The organism is Vibrio sp. RE86 (assembly GCF_013114545.1).
Lineage (GTDB): Bacteria > Pseudomonadota > Gammaproteobacteria > Enterobacterales > Vibrionaceae > Vibrio.
The window spans coordinates 54,508-69,742 of record NZ_VTXI01000021.1 but is presented as its reverse complement, the minus strand read 5'-3'; the positions used below and the strand labels follow the sequence as shown (position 1 = coordinate 69,742).

Annotated in this window: 11 protein-coding genes; 6 read left to right on the top strand and 5 right to left on the bottom strand. The window is 43.7% G+C overall.

Translation table 11 applies throughout. The features are described from left to right. From F0231_RS17370 to F0231_RS17350, 5 genes are all read left to right on the top strand, one after another. Complete coding sequence (locus F0231_RS17370) at positions 1-3,534, top strand: hypothetical protein (protein ID WP_171760964.1); 3,534 nt, start codon at positions 1-3, stop codon at positions 3,532-3,534. Between the two features lie 9 nt (positions 3,535-3,543). Then, on the top strand, positions 3,544-4,458 hold the full coding sequence (locus tag F0231_RS17365) for an OmpA family protein (protein ID WP_171760963.1): 915 nt from the start codon (positions 3,544-3,546) through the stop codon (positions 4,456-4,458). 52 nt (positions 4,459-4,510) lie between these two features. Continuing rightward, a complete protein-coding gene (locus F0231_RS17360; RefSeq protein WP_171760962.1) occupies positions 4,511-5,362 on the top strand; it encodes a mechanosensitive ion channel domain-containing protein in 852 nt (283 codons plus the stop codon). Positions 5,363-5,391: 29 nt separating this feature from the next. Next, positions 5,392-5,790: a GFA family protein gene (locus F0231_RS17355; RefSeq protein ID WP_171760970.1), complete on the top strand. Its 399-nt coding sequence runs from the start codon at positions 5,392-5,394 to the stop codon at positions 5,788-5,790. A gap of 217 nt (positions 5,791-6,007) precedes the next feature. Further along, complete coding sequence (locus tag F0231_RS17350; protein ID WP_171760961.1) at positions 6,008-8,038, top strand: EAL domain-containing protein; 2,031 nt, start codon at positions 6,008-6,010, stop codon at positions 8,036-8,038. A gap of 60 nt (positions 8,039-8,098) precedes the next feature. On the opposite strand, the gene arsB is transcribed toward F0231_RS17350, so the two are convergent. Further along, positions 8,099-9,175, bottom strand: coding sequence for an ACR3 family arsenite efflux transporter (arsB, locus tag F0231_RS17345; protein WP_171760960.1), 1,077 nt, complete (start codon positions 9,173-9,175; stop codon positions 8,099-8,101). An 80-nt stretch (positions 9,176-9,255) separates the two neighbouring features. Next, positions 9,256-9,597: a helix-turn-helix transcriptional regulator gene (locus F0231_RS17340; protein ID WP_171760959.1), complete on the bottom strand. Its 342-nt coding sequence runs from the start codon at positions 9,595-9,597 to the stop codon at positions 9,256-9,258. 165 nt (positions 9,598-9,762) lie between these two features. Between F0231_RS17340 and F0231_RS17335 the strand changes: the two genes are divergently transcribed. Continuing rightward, positions 9,763-12,513 (top strand): pitrilysin family protein, encoded by a 2,751-nt coding sequence (locus F0231_RS17335; RefSeq protein ID WP_171760958.1) that lies wholly within the window; start codon positions 9,763-9,765, stop codon positions 12,511-12,513. A gap of 81 nt (positions 12,514-12,594) precedes the next feature. Here the strand turns inward: F0231_RS17335 and F0231_RS17330 are convergent, their stop codons facing one another. The 3 genes from F0231_RS17330 to F0231_RS17320 all read right to left on the bottom strand — a co-directional run bounded on the left by F0231_RS17330 (position 12,595) and on the right by F0231_RS17320 (position 15,102). Next, complete coding sequence (locus F0231_RS17330) at positions 12,595-13,209, bottom strand: alpha/beta fold hydrolase (protein ID WP_171760957.1); 615 nt, start codon at positions 13,207-13,209, stop codon at positions 12,595-12,597. Positions 13,210-13,317: 108 nt separating this feature from the next. Then, complete coding sequence (locus tag F0231_RS17325) at positions 13,318-14,088, bottom strand: hypothetical protein (RefSeq protein WP_171760956.1); 771 nt, start codon at positions 14,086-14,088, stop codon at positions 13,318-13,320. Positions 14,089-14,313: 225 nt separating this feature from the next. Next, positions 14,314-15,102 carry a PhzF family phenazine biosynthesis protein gene (locus F0231_RS17320; protein ID WP_171760955.1) on the bottom strand — a complete coding sequence of 263 codons (789 nt, stop codon included), beginning with the start codon at positions 15,100-15,102 and terminating at the stop codon, positions 14,314-14,316. Between the last annotated feature and the right edge of the window lie 133 nt (positions 15,103-15,235).

Sequence of the window (15,235 nt, the reverse complement as noted above, 5' to 3'; positions counted from 1 at the left end):
ATGAAAAGATTAAAAAAGAGTACGCTTGCACTTTGCATCATTGCGGCGATTCCTATCATGGCTACGGCGAAAGATACTAGTCAGCTGGAAAAACTCGATACGGATACGACAGGGATCGAAGTTGAATTGCACAACCAAGAGGATAGCTCTCGAATCTATTTAGAAGAGGGCGCTATTTGGGCAAGCCGCGATATTACGCGTTTTGAGCCGGTGCTTGATGTTAGTGTTGGTGATGAGCTTGAAGTGCAAGAGGGAAAACTCGCCGACAGTGTCAATTTTACTCTCAGCTCAAACTACAGCTATTACTTAACTCGCTATCAGGTAGAGATCTACCGTGGTGAAGACAGAAGTCTTTCGCAGCCTCTAAAAGTGTTGGAAGGTACTGAAGTTGCCAACGATATAGACATTAGTTGGGATGGAACAACGGACGTTGAATACTCTTTCTCATCAGGTCAGCAGTTGCAGTTCAGGCTAAAAGCTTGGGACAAAGACGGTAATATGGATATGACGACCATTGGCGTCATTGATCTTGTTAAAGCCGATTCTGAGGTCGAACTCGACCGTAATGACAGCGAAGACGATCTCTCAGCGAGCTTTGGGCGCGCTCAGCTAATGAGGCATAACATTCCAACCGATTCAGGGCTCGTTAAGTTCATTGGTACGGGGCTGAAAGGGGTAGATAAAGTCGTCATTGGAGAGGATGAGTTCGACATCGAGGATGGGGAGCTATACGCCGAACAATTCTTGCCTGCTGATGCCTATATGTTTCCGACCAAAGTGATTTTTGATAATGGCGATGAGCGACGCTATCAACTTTATGTCCGCATTCCGGATACCTATTACGCACAAGCGGGTTTAGCGGATATGTACATTGGTAAGAACCGTGTGACGGGGGATACCGGTGCACTCGGTGTGAATGATCAATACCAAGATGATGTTTATAACCAAGGTAGGATTGCCTATTTTGGCCAAGGAAAATTTGGCGATAAGTTACGCGTTACCACTCACTTTGACAGTAAAGATGGACAGATTAAAGACATCTTTAAACACCCTTTTGCCGCTGAAGATTCAGACGTTTTCGATATTCTAGAAGATGACGATGAGCTTTATTACGGCGACTATGGTGATGACGCGAACATCCATAAAGTGGTCAATACCAAAGGTAAAGTGTATTTAGATGTCGAGTACGATAAGTCGCGAGTGTTGTGGGGCAATTACAATACAGGCTTAACCGGGACCGATAATAACGACTACAACCGAAGCTTATATGGCTTTAAAGGCGACTATCGAACTCGCTCAACGACTAAGTTTGGTGACGATCGACTTAATGTCGTCGGTTTTGCTGCTTCCGCTGATTCGGCATTCGCCCATGATGAATTCCTAGGAACCGGCGGTTCGCTCTATTTCTTGCGTCATGGTGAAGTGGTTCCGGGCAGTGACAAAGTCTACGTCAAAGTCGTGAACAAAGACTCAGGGATTTCAGAAAAAGAAGTGCCACTTCAGTCTGGTCGTGACTATGAAATTGACCCTTACCAAGGTCGAATCATCTTAACGAGACCGCTCAGCAATATCATCTCAGACAGTTTTGGTAGTGTGATTGATGACACGCCGACCGACGGTTACGAAAACTATCTGGCAGTCGATTACGAGTACGTACCGCAAGGCTCTGAAATCAAAGACTCACTTACCTATGGCGGTCGAGTTAAAGGCTGGGCTAATGACTACATTGGTGTCGGAGCGAATTATTCGACAGAAGAGCGTGATGGGCAGGACTATGAATCTTACGGGACAGATTTGACCCTTAGAGCGACAGAAGGGACGTATTTAAAAGCGGAGTTTGCTCAAAGTGAAGGTCGCCAAACAGATTCAAACTTTGTCTCATTCGATGGTGGTTTAACGTTTACGCCAATCGGAGCTGATCTGGACGAACGAAGCGGTGACCTAGTACAAGTCAAAGGTGTTGCAAACTTGTATGACCTTGCGCCGAATATATTTGGTGTGGTGGGTAACGACATCAAAGCTTGGTACAAAGAGAAAGACGCGGGCTACAGCTATGCGAGTCAAAGTGATGATTTAGAGCAACTATCCTATGGTACTGAACTGCGACTGCAAGCGACGGATCGATTGAGCTTTGCTACTCGCTATACCTCCATTGAAGAGACCGAGCTAGACGGCACGAAAGAGACCGACACGCAACAAGCCGAGTTAGAAGCGCAGTTTAAGTTAACGGAACATATTAAGGTGTCTGCTGCGGGTAAGCAGGTTGATGAGCTTAACCGTGAAAACGAAAAAGGAAAAGGTACACTAGCCGGTCTACGAGCTGATTATATTTGGGATACTGACAATAGTGTCTATGTAAAAGGCCAAACAACCGTTGATCAAACTGAGCAATACGACGACAACGACAGTGTCTCGGTTGGTACTGAGTTTCGGGTGCTTGAAGACTTAACGTTAGGAGCCGAGTACACCACGGGTGATCGCGGTGATGCGACTGAAGCAACGGCGAGTTACGACATCACAGATAACTATAATGCGTACACCACTTACACAGACGATAACTATGAAGGTGAGAACAATATCATCGTCGGTCAAAGAGCCGATTTAACGTCGAACGTCGATTTTTATCAAGAAAACCAATTTGTTGATGAGAACAACGGCAAAGGAAGAATTGACTCGTTCGGCTTTGGCTACGACATGAGTGACGATGTCGATTTTGGCATTGGCTATCAGCAAGGTGAGATTGAAAAACGCAATGAAATTGATCCTTCAAAATTAGAAGTGACGGAGCGTAAAGCGGTCACATTTACAGCCAATATTGATATTGACGACGTGAACCTAAAACACAAGGTGGAGTACCGAGTGGATAAGGGCAACGAAAATGTCGATGAAAACCGTCGTAGGATTGATCAATTTGTCACGACGAACCGTTATATACAAAACTTAACGGAAGAGTATACCTTGTTTGGCAAGTTCAACTACTCGAAGTCAGTCAGCAAAGATACCGATGAAACCTTGGCTCGTTTTGTTGAAGCGACAGGCGGCGTAGCATATCGACCAATTTACAACGACAGGCTGAACTTGCTCAGTCGCTACACTTATATCGCTGATAAAGACAATCTCGATCGTGATGTGGACTATACCGATGAAGAGTCTCACATTATTGAGGTTGAGGGCATTTACTCAGTGAATGCGAAAGTGGATGTGGGCGCAAAATATGCCCACAAAGATAAAACAGAAGTTTTTGAACGTGCATCAGGCAACCTAGAAACGGTCGAGAGCAATATCAACTTGTATGGGGTCAGTGCGTCCTATCATGTCATCAAAGAGTGGGATGTCACAGGTGAGTATCACTGGAAAACGGACACTCTTAATAATGAACTCGAGCATGGCGCGCTACTGTCAGTTAATAAACACCTGTCTGATAACTTTAAAGTAGGCGTTGGTTACAATTTCTCTGGCTTTGACAGCAACTTAGCGAACGATGATGACTATGACGCGAGTGGTGTCTTCATCAATATAGTCGGCAAAATTTAAAGGATCGATATGAATTACCTTGTGAAATCCCTGACTTTAATTGCTCTGGTTACTGGGTTAGCCGCTTGTGCAACCGACACGTACGTTAGCAAAGAAAACATCGATAAGTTCGGTGACCCAAATGTTGAAAAGTTCCTGATCCGTGAATGCATTGTTCCAGAACGAGATATTAAAATCGCAGTGGCATCTCATTTTGAATTCGATAAGTCAGAGCTTAAAGATGAAGATAAGGCTAACATCGACAACTTGATAAGCAGTATTAAAAAGCTACATGGTCAAGTCGCGATAGTGGGTCATACCGATTATCAAGGGAGTGATGACTACAACGTGAAGCTCGCTCTGCGCCGCGCTGAAGCGGTAAAAGCCTATATGCAGACAAAGCTAGATGCATCTCGATACGATTGGGAAGTGAAGTATTATGGTGAATCTCGACCAGCTGTTGAAGGTAAGAGTAAACAAGCCAATGCAGAAAATCGAAGAGCGTACGTCTTATTTGAACAGACTCAAACACAAGAAGAGAACCCGTTCTGTGAACCGCCTAAACCTGAGCGTAAAGTGTATATGGCTATGACATCACACTTTGATTTCGATAAGTCTGAGCTGAAGCAGCAAGATTATGCGTCGCTTGATGAGTTCGCTGACAATCTAGCGGGTCTAAATGGTCGCGTTCTAATCGCAGGTCACACCGACTATCAAGGTTCACTCAGCTATAATGAAGCCCTCGCTCAAAAACGAGCGGAATCAGTCCAGCAATATTTGCAGACCAAACTAGACCCGAGCCAATTTGTATGGGAAGTTAAGTCATTCGGTGAACTTAACCCCATTACTCAAGAGCAAGGGCTTAGTGCTAACGCTCTGAATAGGCGGGCATTCATTGTCTTCAAGGAAGGAGAGCTTCCTCAGGAGACTCATAAAATTAATTAAAACAAAAGGGGCCGCATAAAGCCCCTTTTCCATAAGCTAGCAGGAGCAGAGCGTGGAGAAAGCACAAGCAGTTATCGATTTTCTTCTAACTCATAAATTACTATTCACGGTATTGATCATCTTCGTGATCTATCTTGTCCGTCGAATTGTTCTTTCGATGATTCGCGGTGACGTCGCATTTGTCTCCGAAGAGCAACGAAGTTGGATGTCACGTACCAAAAATGGCAGCTTTGCCTTGTTGGTCATTGTGCTGTTCATCCTTTGGAAATCAGAAGTTAACGAGTTTGCGCTCTCAGTAACGGCGATTGCGGTTGCGATTGTTGTGGCATCCAAAGAGATCATTCTCTGTTTTACGGGTTCAATACAGCGAGCAAGCTCTCGTTCTTTTCGCATTGGTGACTGGATTGAAGTAGGAAAGATCTGCGGCGAAGTGATTGAACACAATATGATGGCCACGGTGATTCAAGAGATTGACCTTTACCATGGTCAGTATCACTTCACAGGAAAAACCGCCACGCTGCCTAACAGCATGTTTTTTACTTACCCAGTAAAGAACCTCAACTTCATGAAGCGTTACGTCTATCATGACTTTTCGGTGATTGTGCCTAAGTTTGTCAATCTTTATCCGCTTGTTCCAACCATGCTTGAAAAGATTGAAGAGCACACAGGATACTTTAATGAAGTGGCAAAACGTTACAACGCCATGATAGAAAAACACGCTGGTGTCGATTTACCGGGTGCGGAGCCGCATATCCACATCACCAGTGGGGCGACCGGTGAGCAGGTTGTGCATTTCATGCTGTTTTGCCCAACGGATAAGGCAACCCATTTAGAACAAGAAATTCGTTCCGACTTTATGGCGCTGTATGAAGAGAAATTTTCTGAGAATAAAGACTCGGAATAGGACACGAAATCACGCAAGGAAGCGATATGATCAAACTAGTCGGAAAAACACAAATACTCCCCAAGCATAAAGCAACATGTCATTGTGGGGAGGTTGAGCTAGAGCTAGAGCTGAGCTTACCCAATGGCATTCAAAAGCCACGCCGTTGTGATTGTTCTATCTGTCGTCGTAAAGGCGCTATCGTCGCCTCTGTTAAACTTGATGGAATCCGCATTGTTAAAGGGGAGGCCTCACTCAAGCTTTATCAATTCAATACCAATACAGCGAAGCACTATTTCTGTTCTAACTGTGGTATTTACACCCATCACCATCGACGTTCTGCCCCAGACGAGTACGGATTTAATGTCGGCTGTTTAGAAGGCGTTAACCCATTTGACCTTGGTGATGTTGTGACAAACGACGGTGTGAATCATCCTGCCGACCGATAGTTAATGCTTATCGACACCAACAAAAAGATTGATTAGATGCTGCGTCTAAATTGGCGTATGGTCGCGGTCTTGCCGATATGAGTTCAAGCGATTATAGCTGAGCTCATACATAGCGATAGGATACAAATATTTCATTAAGGATTTGCTATGAAACTGGCTAGGGTAGCGCGCAATGCTGCGCGTTGGTTTCGTAACTGTTGGCTTATCAGATTCCTTAATGAACACCAATTCAATCAATCATACTTTTATTAAAATATCTCAAAACCTATACCTAAACGGACTGTGCAATGTCTTTGTGATGCTCTTGCCTGTCTCATTGTTGTCGGCATTTTCTATGTTGATTGGCAATATTTTAGCGCTACTCGAGTTCCAATCTGCATCTGAGTACATGGTGTTCATTAGTACATTGGTGTGGAAACTTTTTCCTTTACTGCTGCTCACCTACTACGGGTTGTTTCTAGCGAGAATTCATAAACTATCTCGCACTACTGTTGTTACGCCATCCTTGCTGATCTACGTGATTGTAAGTAACGAGTGGGGATTACTGCATGTGGGCTCTGTGCTTCCTGCCAACTATCCGTTAGCCATCATTACCCCATTGCTGGTGGCATTGTCAGTCAGGTTTTTAAGTCGCAAACGCGTGTTCATGGACAGTGACCTACCTAATGTTGTCGATCAATCGATTAACCTGATTCTTTCGACGATCCTACTCGTCTTCGCTTATGCAGCGATTGGCCGCGTAATGGGTAACTGGTTTGAAACCTGTAACAGTGTCAATGTGCTGGTTCCTAAGCTTGGTGTTGATTCGTTAAGTGATGCGCTGTGGTATGAATTGGTTCGAAACCTATTATGGGTAGTCGGCATCAATGGCCATATTGTGTTTTCTCCATACAAATCTGAACTGTATGAGTTAACGCAAATGGGTTTCACGCTGCATAAAGAGCTGGGCGAATCATTGCCGATTTTATCGAGTAATTTTTACGATATTTATGCTGGGATTGGTGGCGCAGGGAATACATTAAGCCTAGTGCTTTGCATGCTCTTTTTCACGAAAAACAAAGGCTATCGAACGTTGGCGTGGGCAACATTGGTGTTGAGTATTTTCAATATCAACGAACCGATATTGTTTGGCTTGCCTGTCATCTTTAACCCAGTGCTAGCGATACCGTTTCTAATCACTCCGTTAGTGGCAATTATGATTGCCTACTTCGCCACGTACTGGGGATTTGTCGCGCCTATTTCAGAGTTTGTTAGCTGGATGACGCCAAGCTTGCTTAGTGGTTATTTAGCGACCGGGAATGATATTAACGGGGCGGTATTGCAGTTAATGATCATCATTGTTGGCATTGTTATCTACCTACCTTTCTTTAAGCAGATGGATAAAGTTGTGGGTAGTCACGCTGTGTTCAGCAAGGGCTCTTCTGACGAGTTTTTTAACTATGAGGAGGTCGGAAGCAACCGTAAAACTGGTTTACTGCCAAGTATGAGCCGTAACTTGATGGCGCAAAGACACATTAGCCAGCTACAGCAAAATGGTGAATTCATTCTGTTTTACCAACCGCAAGTGAACACAAAAGATGGTTGTGTTAACTCGCTCGAAGTGCTGATTCGCCACAAGGGTAAGGATGGAACAATCACGCCACCCACCTTTTTGGCGAGTTTTGCCAAACTTGGGCTGACTTCAGAAGTGGACCTTTGGGTTATCAAGCAAGCGCTGGCAGAAGTTGCACCGCTGGCAAAGAATCCGTCGTTTAAGGTTTCCATAAACGTGTCAACAGAAACCTTCTTGATACCGAACTTCACTGAAACCGTTATCAAGATGATTGAGCAAAGTGCACTCGACTTTCATCAAGTGGAGTTGGAGATCACTGAAGATCTTCTGATCCAAGATGAGCAGGCAACTTGGGCTGTGTTCCAGACATTAAAAGAGAAGGGGATAGGTATCGCACTGGATGATTTTGGCGCTGGGTACTCCTCAATCGGCTACTTGAGCAAGTACGATTACGATAAAGTCAAAATCGATCGTTCATTAGTGCTTAACTTAAAGCACAAAAATGGCAGAGAGATGTTTAGGTTGACCAGTGAACTTGTTCGATTAACCGGAGCAGACATTGTTGTTGAAGGCGTTGAAACTGAACAAGAGTGTGAATTCGTCACAGAGCAGGGGATTGAACTAATACAAGGCTATTATTTCTACAAACCAATGCCATTTGACGCAATACTAGAAAACATTAAGTTTTGCGCTTAATTAGGAAATAAAAATCCCGGTGTTATGCACCGGGATTTTAATAAAGATTAGTGATTATGATTACTTACTGTAGTACTTCTGTTTCATTCTCAGTGCAACGTTAACCAAAGCAATCAAGACGGGTACTTCAATCAGTGGCCCAATAACACCTGCAAATGCTTGGTCTGAATTCAAACCAAAAACGGCAATACTCACGGCAATCGCTAACTCGAAGTTGTTCCCTGTCGCGGTGAAGGCGATTGAAGCGTTTTTATCGTAATCAATGCCCAACTTCTTACCGACGAAGAAACTTACGAAGAACATCAGCACGAAGTAAATAGCCAGTGGAATTGCAACGCGCACAACATCCATTGGTAACTCAAAGATCATCTCACCTTTTAGGCTGAACATTAAAACGATGGTTGCGAGTAGTGCAATCAACGTCATTGGTGAAATGCGAGGAATGAATACGTCATTGTACCAATCTTCACCTTTCCAAGCGGTCAACCATTTACGGCTTAAGAATCCTGCTAAGAAAGGAATACCAAGATAGATCAATACGCTTTCGGCAATCTCTAGCATTGAAATATTGACATCAAACCCTTGGTATCCAAGGACCGGTGGCAGTACAGTGATGAATAACCAAGCCATAAAGCTGTAAGTCACAATTTGGAATGCGCTGTTCAGTGCAACCAGCGCAGCACCGTACTCTTTATTACCGCCACCAATATCGTTCCATACCAATACCATTGCGATGCATCGAGCTAAACCAATTAGAATGATGCCAACCATGTACCCGGGCTTATCGCCTAGGAATATAAGCGCAAGGACAAACATCAAGATCGGCCCAACGATCCAGTTCATGATCAGTGATAACGTAATGGCTTTCTTATCCTTACGAACTTTGCCCAGTAATCCATAGTTCACTTTGGCAAGTGGTGGATACATCATCAGGATTAAGCCGATCGCTAGGGGTATATTGGTAGTGCCCACAGACATTGATTCGTTCCATTCCGCGACTTGTGGGAACACAACACCAATAGCAATACCGACGGCCATTGCGACAAAGATCCAAACGGTCAAATAACGGTCTAAGAAGCTCATGTTGTTTGACGCAGATTGGTCAGGTGTTGATTTGGTTGCAGCTTGTGAATTCATAGCAACGCTCTCTTCGTTTATCGTCGAATGACGATATTTAAATGTTTATAAAAGGGAAGTATAGAAACCTCCCTACAGGGTTAGCTGAATATAGTAGTGAAAGACAGATTAAACTGCTCGATCTCGGACTTATTCACTCGATAACAGACTTTAGGTGGCATTGGTTCTGCGGTAATAAAACCTGCTTGTTTAAGAATCCGTAAATGCTCAGAAACGGTTGATTGAGCAAGACCTAATTCAGAAACCAAATCGCTATTAAGGCATCCACCAAGTTTTTCTAAATTAAGTAGAATCTTAACAATCCGAACACGCGCAGGGTGGGATAGTGCTTTTGATTGTGCTGCGAGTTTAAGCTCTTGCGCCAGTTCTTGTTCTGTTGACTCAAACGCTATGGCATTGGTCTTAGCACAGCTAGTGTTCATTGATATCTACCTAATAGTTAATCGTCGAATTACGATTAATGATACGCCTTTAGTTTTAATCGTGCAACTGGCTCAAATTAGTTTCTTTAACACATTGAAATTTATAAAAACCTCCATTCGTTTGGGGTATATTTGTCATGAAATTTATAAAAATGAAGTATGGCTATGAAAAAAATAATCGTTCTATTCTTAATGGTGCTTACGGGGTGTACTCAGCAAGCGCCAGATAAACCGATTCAAAGTGACCCTTTACTGGTAACAGGGCAAATGGATAATGGCTTGCAGTATCACATTTACCCATCGACCAAAGAGCCGGTCTCTATTCGAATGTTTGTCCATATTGGTTCAGCTCATGAAGAGGAATCTCAAAAAGGCTATGCGCACTTTTTAGAACACATGGCATTCAATGGCTCTAAGAATTTCACTTCAAATGATGTCGTTTCATTGTTTGAACAATCAGGCATGACATTTGGCGCCGATATTAACGCCTACACCTCATACTATGAGACGGTCTATAAACTCGATCTTCCTGGCAATCAGCAGTTAGATAAAGGTCTCCAATGGATGCGAGACATCGCTGATGGATTGACTCTTGACCCTAACGAAATCGAAAAAGAAAAGGGCGTTATTCAGGGAGAGATTCGTCGCACTCGGCCTGAGAATAAATCACTGTCAGAAAAGTATTATGAGAATGTGATTAAAGGGACGGAGCTCGAAACTCTCGACCCAGTCGGCAACAAAACATCTGTCGCAGAAGCTACGTCTCAAAGTATCAGAGCGTTTTACGAAAAATGGTACCAACCGCGTTACACAGAAGTCATTGTGACCGGTGATGTGACTCAATCGCAGGCTATGGAACTGATAGCGAAGCACTTTGGAAGCTGGGAGAACGATACAGATCTTACGGACAATAAGGTGGCTATGGTTGCCCTCAATACGCCCGACTTTGTAGAAGAGATCGGAGAGTATGATTCACCTAGTTTAAGTCTTCTCATTGAAAGGGGTTCAGCAAGCGTAAAAACTCGTAACCAACTGCTTGATGAATGGCTAGATGGTATTACAGAAAGCCTTATTTGGACAAGATTAGATACACGATTCAACACAGAAGCGCAGCCTTTGCAAAGTTTGTACGCGTCTTCTTACTATATCAATTATCGTCGTTACGGGTTGCTGTCCGTTGGATTCGTGGAAGCTGAGCGAGAAAAAGCACAGCGCATCTTCATTGATACTTTGGCCTCTCTCCGAGATCATGGTGTGACACAGCAGGAACTTGATGCTGCTACTGCTCACTACCAACAACTCGCTAAAACGGTGGATGAACAGTGGGAGCAACACTCGCCGCTAGATAATGCGGAGTCTATTGTATATGCGATTTCTTTGCGCAATCCACTTCAATCCAAAGAGGATTATCAACAGAGCTTAGATGCTGTATTGGAGCAAGCGACACTCGATAATATTAACGAACGTCTACGTAGCTACTTATCAAAAGACTCCGCAATGATCATTGGTGCGGAGAATCAGCAAGCTATTACGCCTTTAACAAATCAAATCTCAGTATTGCGTGATGACATAAAACAGGTCGGTGTTAAACCTATTGCCTTGGTTGCAACAGCGACAGAGCTCATGAAACCTAACGGTAGCGCTCAAATTGTCAGTGAAGAGACCTTGGATAATGGATTTATAGTCTGGACGTTAGAGAACGGCGTTGAAGTTTGGTACGAGCGTGATGAGAAAGCAGGTAACTACGTAAATGTTGTTTATGGCAGTCAAGGAGGCAAAGCGGCATTAGACCCAAGCTTATTCGCTGCATCTGAACTGGCTATACCAACGATATCGAGAAGCGGCCTTGGTGAGTTCAATGGCCCAGAACTTGACTCTTACCTGCAAAGAAACAGCATAGAAGTCTATCCATTTATCAATTTCACTCACCATGGTGTGGAGCTGAAAGCACCAAAGGATAAGTTGGCAGATACACTGAATGTGATCTTCAATATTTCTACTCACGTGAATGTGTCTGAAAAACAGCTTAATGCTTCGGCGCGTGAAGTTATTTCGAACATAGACAACTATCTTGCTACTCCAGTAGGAAAATGGTCTCAAGCTATGAACCGCAATAGCTACAAGAAAAACAGCATGCACTACATGTTACCAACTCCTGAATATACATTGGTGACGACAGAGCAAGTTAAAGAAGTGCACCATCAATTGTTTAGCTTTAATCGAGGCAACAAGTTGGTTGTGGTGGGAGATATTGAACCCGCGGAACTTAAAGAGATGGTGGGGTATTACATTGCGGGTATTCCTTTGACGCCAGCTGAAAAAGTTTCATTCGACGCTGGATATAAAGAGCCACCTAAAAAACGTATAGACATGGCCATTTATAATGAGCCGAACAGTTACTACATACTACGTGTAACCAATGCTAATACGTCTTCAACAACAGCTCGAACTGCATTTATTGATGATATGGTGCAGCGTTTAATTAATAAGCGTTTAACAAGTTATGTTCGTGAAGAGTTAGGGTTGGATTATGCGCCAGATAATTATGCGACTGGCCAAGATCAACAACCAAGCACAGACTGGTTTATTGAAGCTCAGGTTGCTCCTGAAGATATAAAGAAGATTGAGCAGGCGATTGATAAAGTGATTGCTGATGTTCGTAGTAATGTCACGCAACAAGATATCGATTTGGTAGCAAAACAGCTCGCGGTTGCGCTGCACCCGTTGGCGGACGATCAGGGGCAAAGGGCTTGGTTCTATACACGTTACCTTATTCATGGGTACGGTGTTGATGCGTTAATGGATGTAGATGCAATGACGCAATCCATTACAAAAGAAGAGTTTACTCAGCGCGTTGAACAAGCATTTGGAGACAACAGCATCAGTATGAAATATGCGTTAACGCCTGAATCGTAAAGGGTATTACTCAAACCTCAAACCTCAAACCTCAAACCTCAAACAGCGAACGCCAAACGTTCGCTGTTTTTTATGTTCTCTTTATTCAAATCTATCGTGGTGAATAAAGTGGTGGATTTGATTGGGGACGAGAGAACTATATATGAGACTGGTGTGGCTGTTTCTAATCTCTACGTGATCGGTCATGCCCTCAAGTTTGGTCTCTTCTACGGTCACTGTCCCATCGGACATCATATTCTTATCCATCAAAAGCAAAGACCTTGCACCTAGTGGCAGCGTGCCAGCAATACTTCCGAGTTTCTGCGGCAGTGACCAATCATTATCGTGTTGCTGCAAACCGAAATCGGGTGAGTTCCCCAGAATCATACTCATACCAAGCTCTTGAATTCGAGTAACAATCGACGCTCCCTTTAAAGGAGAACCAATAGTAACGACATGCGAGACTTTCGACGTGACGTGTTGTTTGCTTTCTAGGTAATGACGAATAATTAAACCACCAAGGCTATGACCGACCAAGATATTGGGCATTGAATCTGATAGCGCGTCATCGAGCATGGCAAAGATTTTTTGCTCGTCGATGGCAACGCTGTTGTATGACAGAATTTTGGTTCGATAACCGAGATCACGTAGCCGACGACTGAGAGGTTGCATCACCATACCATGCATATATAAGCCATGTAGAATAATAATCTTCATTACAGCCTCCGATCGTTAGTTCTTTATTATCATACGCTTAAATCGCTGTTGGATTCTACATATAGTTACTTAAACTGTGGTCATGGTAGAGGGTTACGTTTCTATTCATTAGCTTCTTGTAAATCTAAACGTTTGTAATTTCTGTTGTTCACCATCCATATATGCGTAGCTTTCTAGTAACCATACATTTGGACCTGCGAATCCAAGTTCAACATGGATATCTGCACTGTTAATATCTTTATAGATGACATCAGAGGTATTGGTCGGGTAGAAGTTGTAGCGGCTAGAGTTAGTTTGCGACTCTCCTGCAAAGCTCACAGCAACGTCTTTGGCATTATTAACTAACGATAATTGATAACCATCCGTTGTGGTATATGAAAACTCGGCGGTTAAATCGACACCTTGTTCATTTTGTACTGTGATATCGGCTTGGGTGGTTTTAGCAAGTGACCCAGACGCTGATAGTGGCGCAACGTTGGCCATATCTTGGCTGTGAGTTTGAATGTTTACATTCCAATTGCCAACGAAGTGATCAAGCTTATCCCAGTTTTGCTGCGATTGTGCTTGTTGGGGTTGGTTGTTGTTACCACCAATTTGAGCGATGGCGTCATCACGGCTATTTGAACGTATTGACTCGCGATTATTTTGAATGTCGGCAGATGCACCTGCCACACCTCCAGCCACACCCCCAGCAACAGCGCCTTGAACTGCAAGTTCAGCGTCACCAGTCAAAGCGCCCAGAGTTAAGCCTAATAAAGCCCCACCAGCGGCTCCTTGTTTAGTTAGGGCGTTTGGATCATCTTCACCGGGTGTTACACACCCAACTAACAGAGGAAGAGATATTGCAGCAGCCAGTGCGCTTTTTGCGGTCGTGTTCATAATCATACCTTAAAACGGAGTCCAAAATTTTGAGCCTCACCATATCGATACTCTGTCAGAGTCTTGTTATGGAAACAGCTCAAATCGTTACGGGCTGTTTCGAATTGTATGGGAGCGTTATGGTGTGTCGATAAAGGTAGATTACGTGAATGAATGGCGATGTACGATTAACTGGTGCTTATATCGGCAATAAACACCAGTTATCAGGGTTAGAAAAGAGAAACGTTAGATGTAAATTTTGCCGTGAGAATAGGGCACGACATCGCCACAAATAATGACTTGCTCTGGTTCTACATGACAATAGATCGTTCCGCCACGTTTTGAGGCTTGGTAGGCAATCAGGTTTGGCTTGTTTAATTTTTCAGCCCAATATGGCGCAAGACCGGCGTGAATGGAACCTGTTACAGGGTCTTCATCACCGCCATTCGCAGGCCAAAAGTAGCGAGACACGAAATCATAGTCTGCTGAAGGCGCTGTTGCGACGACATCAAAGGGAGCGAGTGTTTTTAGATATTCACTCTTAGTTTCAAGATTGATAACATCTTGCTCATTGTCATAAATAGCAAAATAAGCTTGTGGGCTGCTCAGAATCTCTTTGGGCTGTATTGATAAACCTTCGAGCAGTGCAGGTGGTGTATCGATAGGGGTTGGTTCTCGGAGGGGAAAGCACATCAAGATACGACCAGAATCATCTTTCTCAACGGTCAGCGGCCCAACAAATCGTGTTTCAAACGTAATCACTTCACTTGCGTCGAAATGATTAAACAGAACATAGGCGGACGCTAAGGTAGCGTGACCACAGAAATCGACTTCGCAGATAGGGGAGAACCAGCGAATCTCATAATGGTCTACTCCGAGAGGCTTTACGAATGCTGTCTCAGAAAGGTTGTTCTCTGTGGCTATGGACTGCATTAATTCGTCACTTAGCCATTCACTTACTGGGACAACGGCGGCAGAATTACCTTTAAACCTTTGCTGGGTAAACGCATCACATACAAATATTTCAAATTCCATAGCCATTCCTTTTGGGTCAATCGAATAAATAAATTATTACCCCTTGTAACACGCTTTTGGCATAAATCAGAGAGAGTTGCGACTAGGATCGAATGGAACCATCCATTAGTTACATACTCTCTCTAAATTATTA

Bases quoted from the DNA above. Each gene is read 5' to 3' on its own strand.
- F0231_RS17325 (WP_171760956.1), bottom strand. From the start codon at position 14,088: ATGAACACGACCGCAAAAAGCGCACTGGCTGCTGCAATATCTCTTCCT.
- F0231_RS17330 (WP_171760957.1), bottom strand. From the start codon at position 13,209: ATGAAGATTATTATTCTACATGGCTTATATATGCATGGTATGGTGATG.
- F0231_RS17370 (WP_171760964.1), top strand. From the start codon at position 1: ATGAAAAGATTAAAAAAGAGTACGCTTGCACTTTGCATCATTGCGGCG.
- F0231_RS17350 (WP_171760961.1), top strand. From the start codon at position 6,008: ATGAACACCAATTCAATCAATCATACTTTTATTAAAATATCTCAAAAC.
- F0231_RS17335 (WP_171760958.1), top strand. From the start codon at position 9,763: ATGAAAAAAATAATCGTTCTATTCTTAATGGTGCTTACGGGGTGTACT.
- F0231_RS17340 (WP_171760959.1), bottom strand. From the start codon at position 9,597: ATGAACACTAGCTGTGCTAAGACCAATGCCATAGCGTTTGAGTCAACA.
- arsB (WP_171760960.1), bottom strand. From the start codon at position 9,175: ATGAATTCACAAGCTGCAACCAAATCAACACCTGACCAATCTGCGTCA.
- F0231_RS17320 (WP_171760955.1), bottom strand. From the start codon at position 15,102: ATGGAATTTGAAATATTTGTATGTGATGCGTTTACCCAGCAAAGGTTT.
- F0231_RS17365 (WP_171760963.1), top strand. From the start codon at position 3,544: ATGAATTACCTTGTGAAATCCCTGACTTTAATTGCTCTGGTTACTGGG.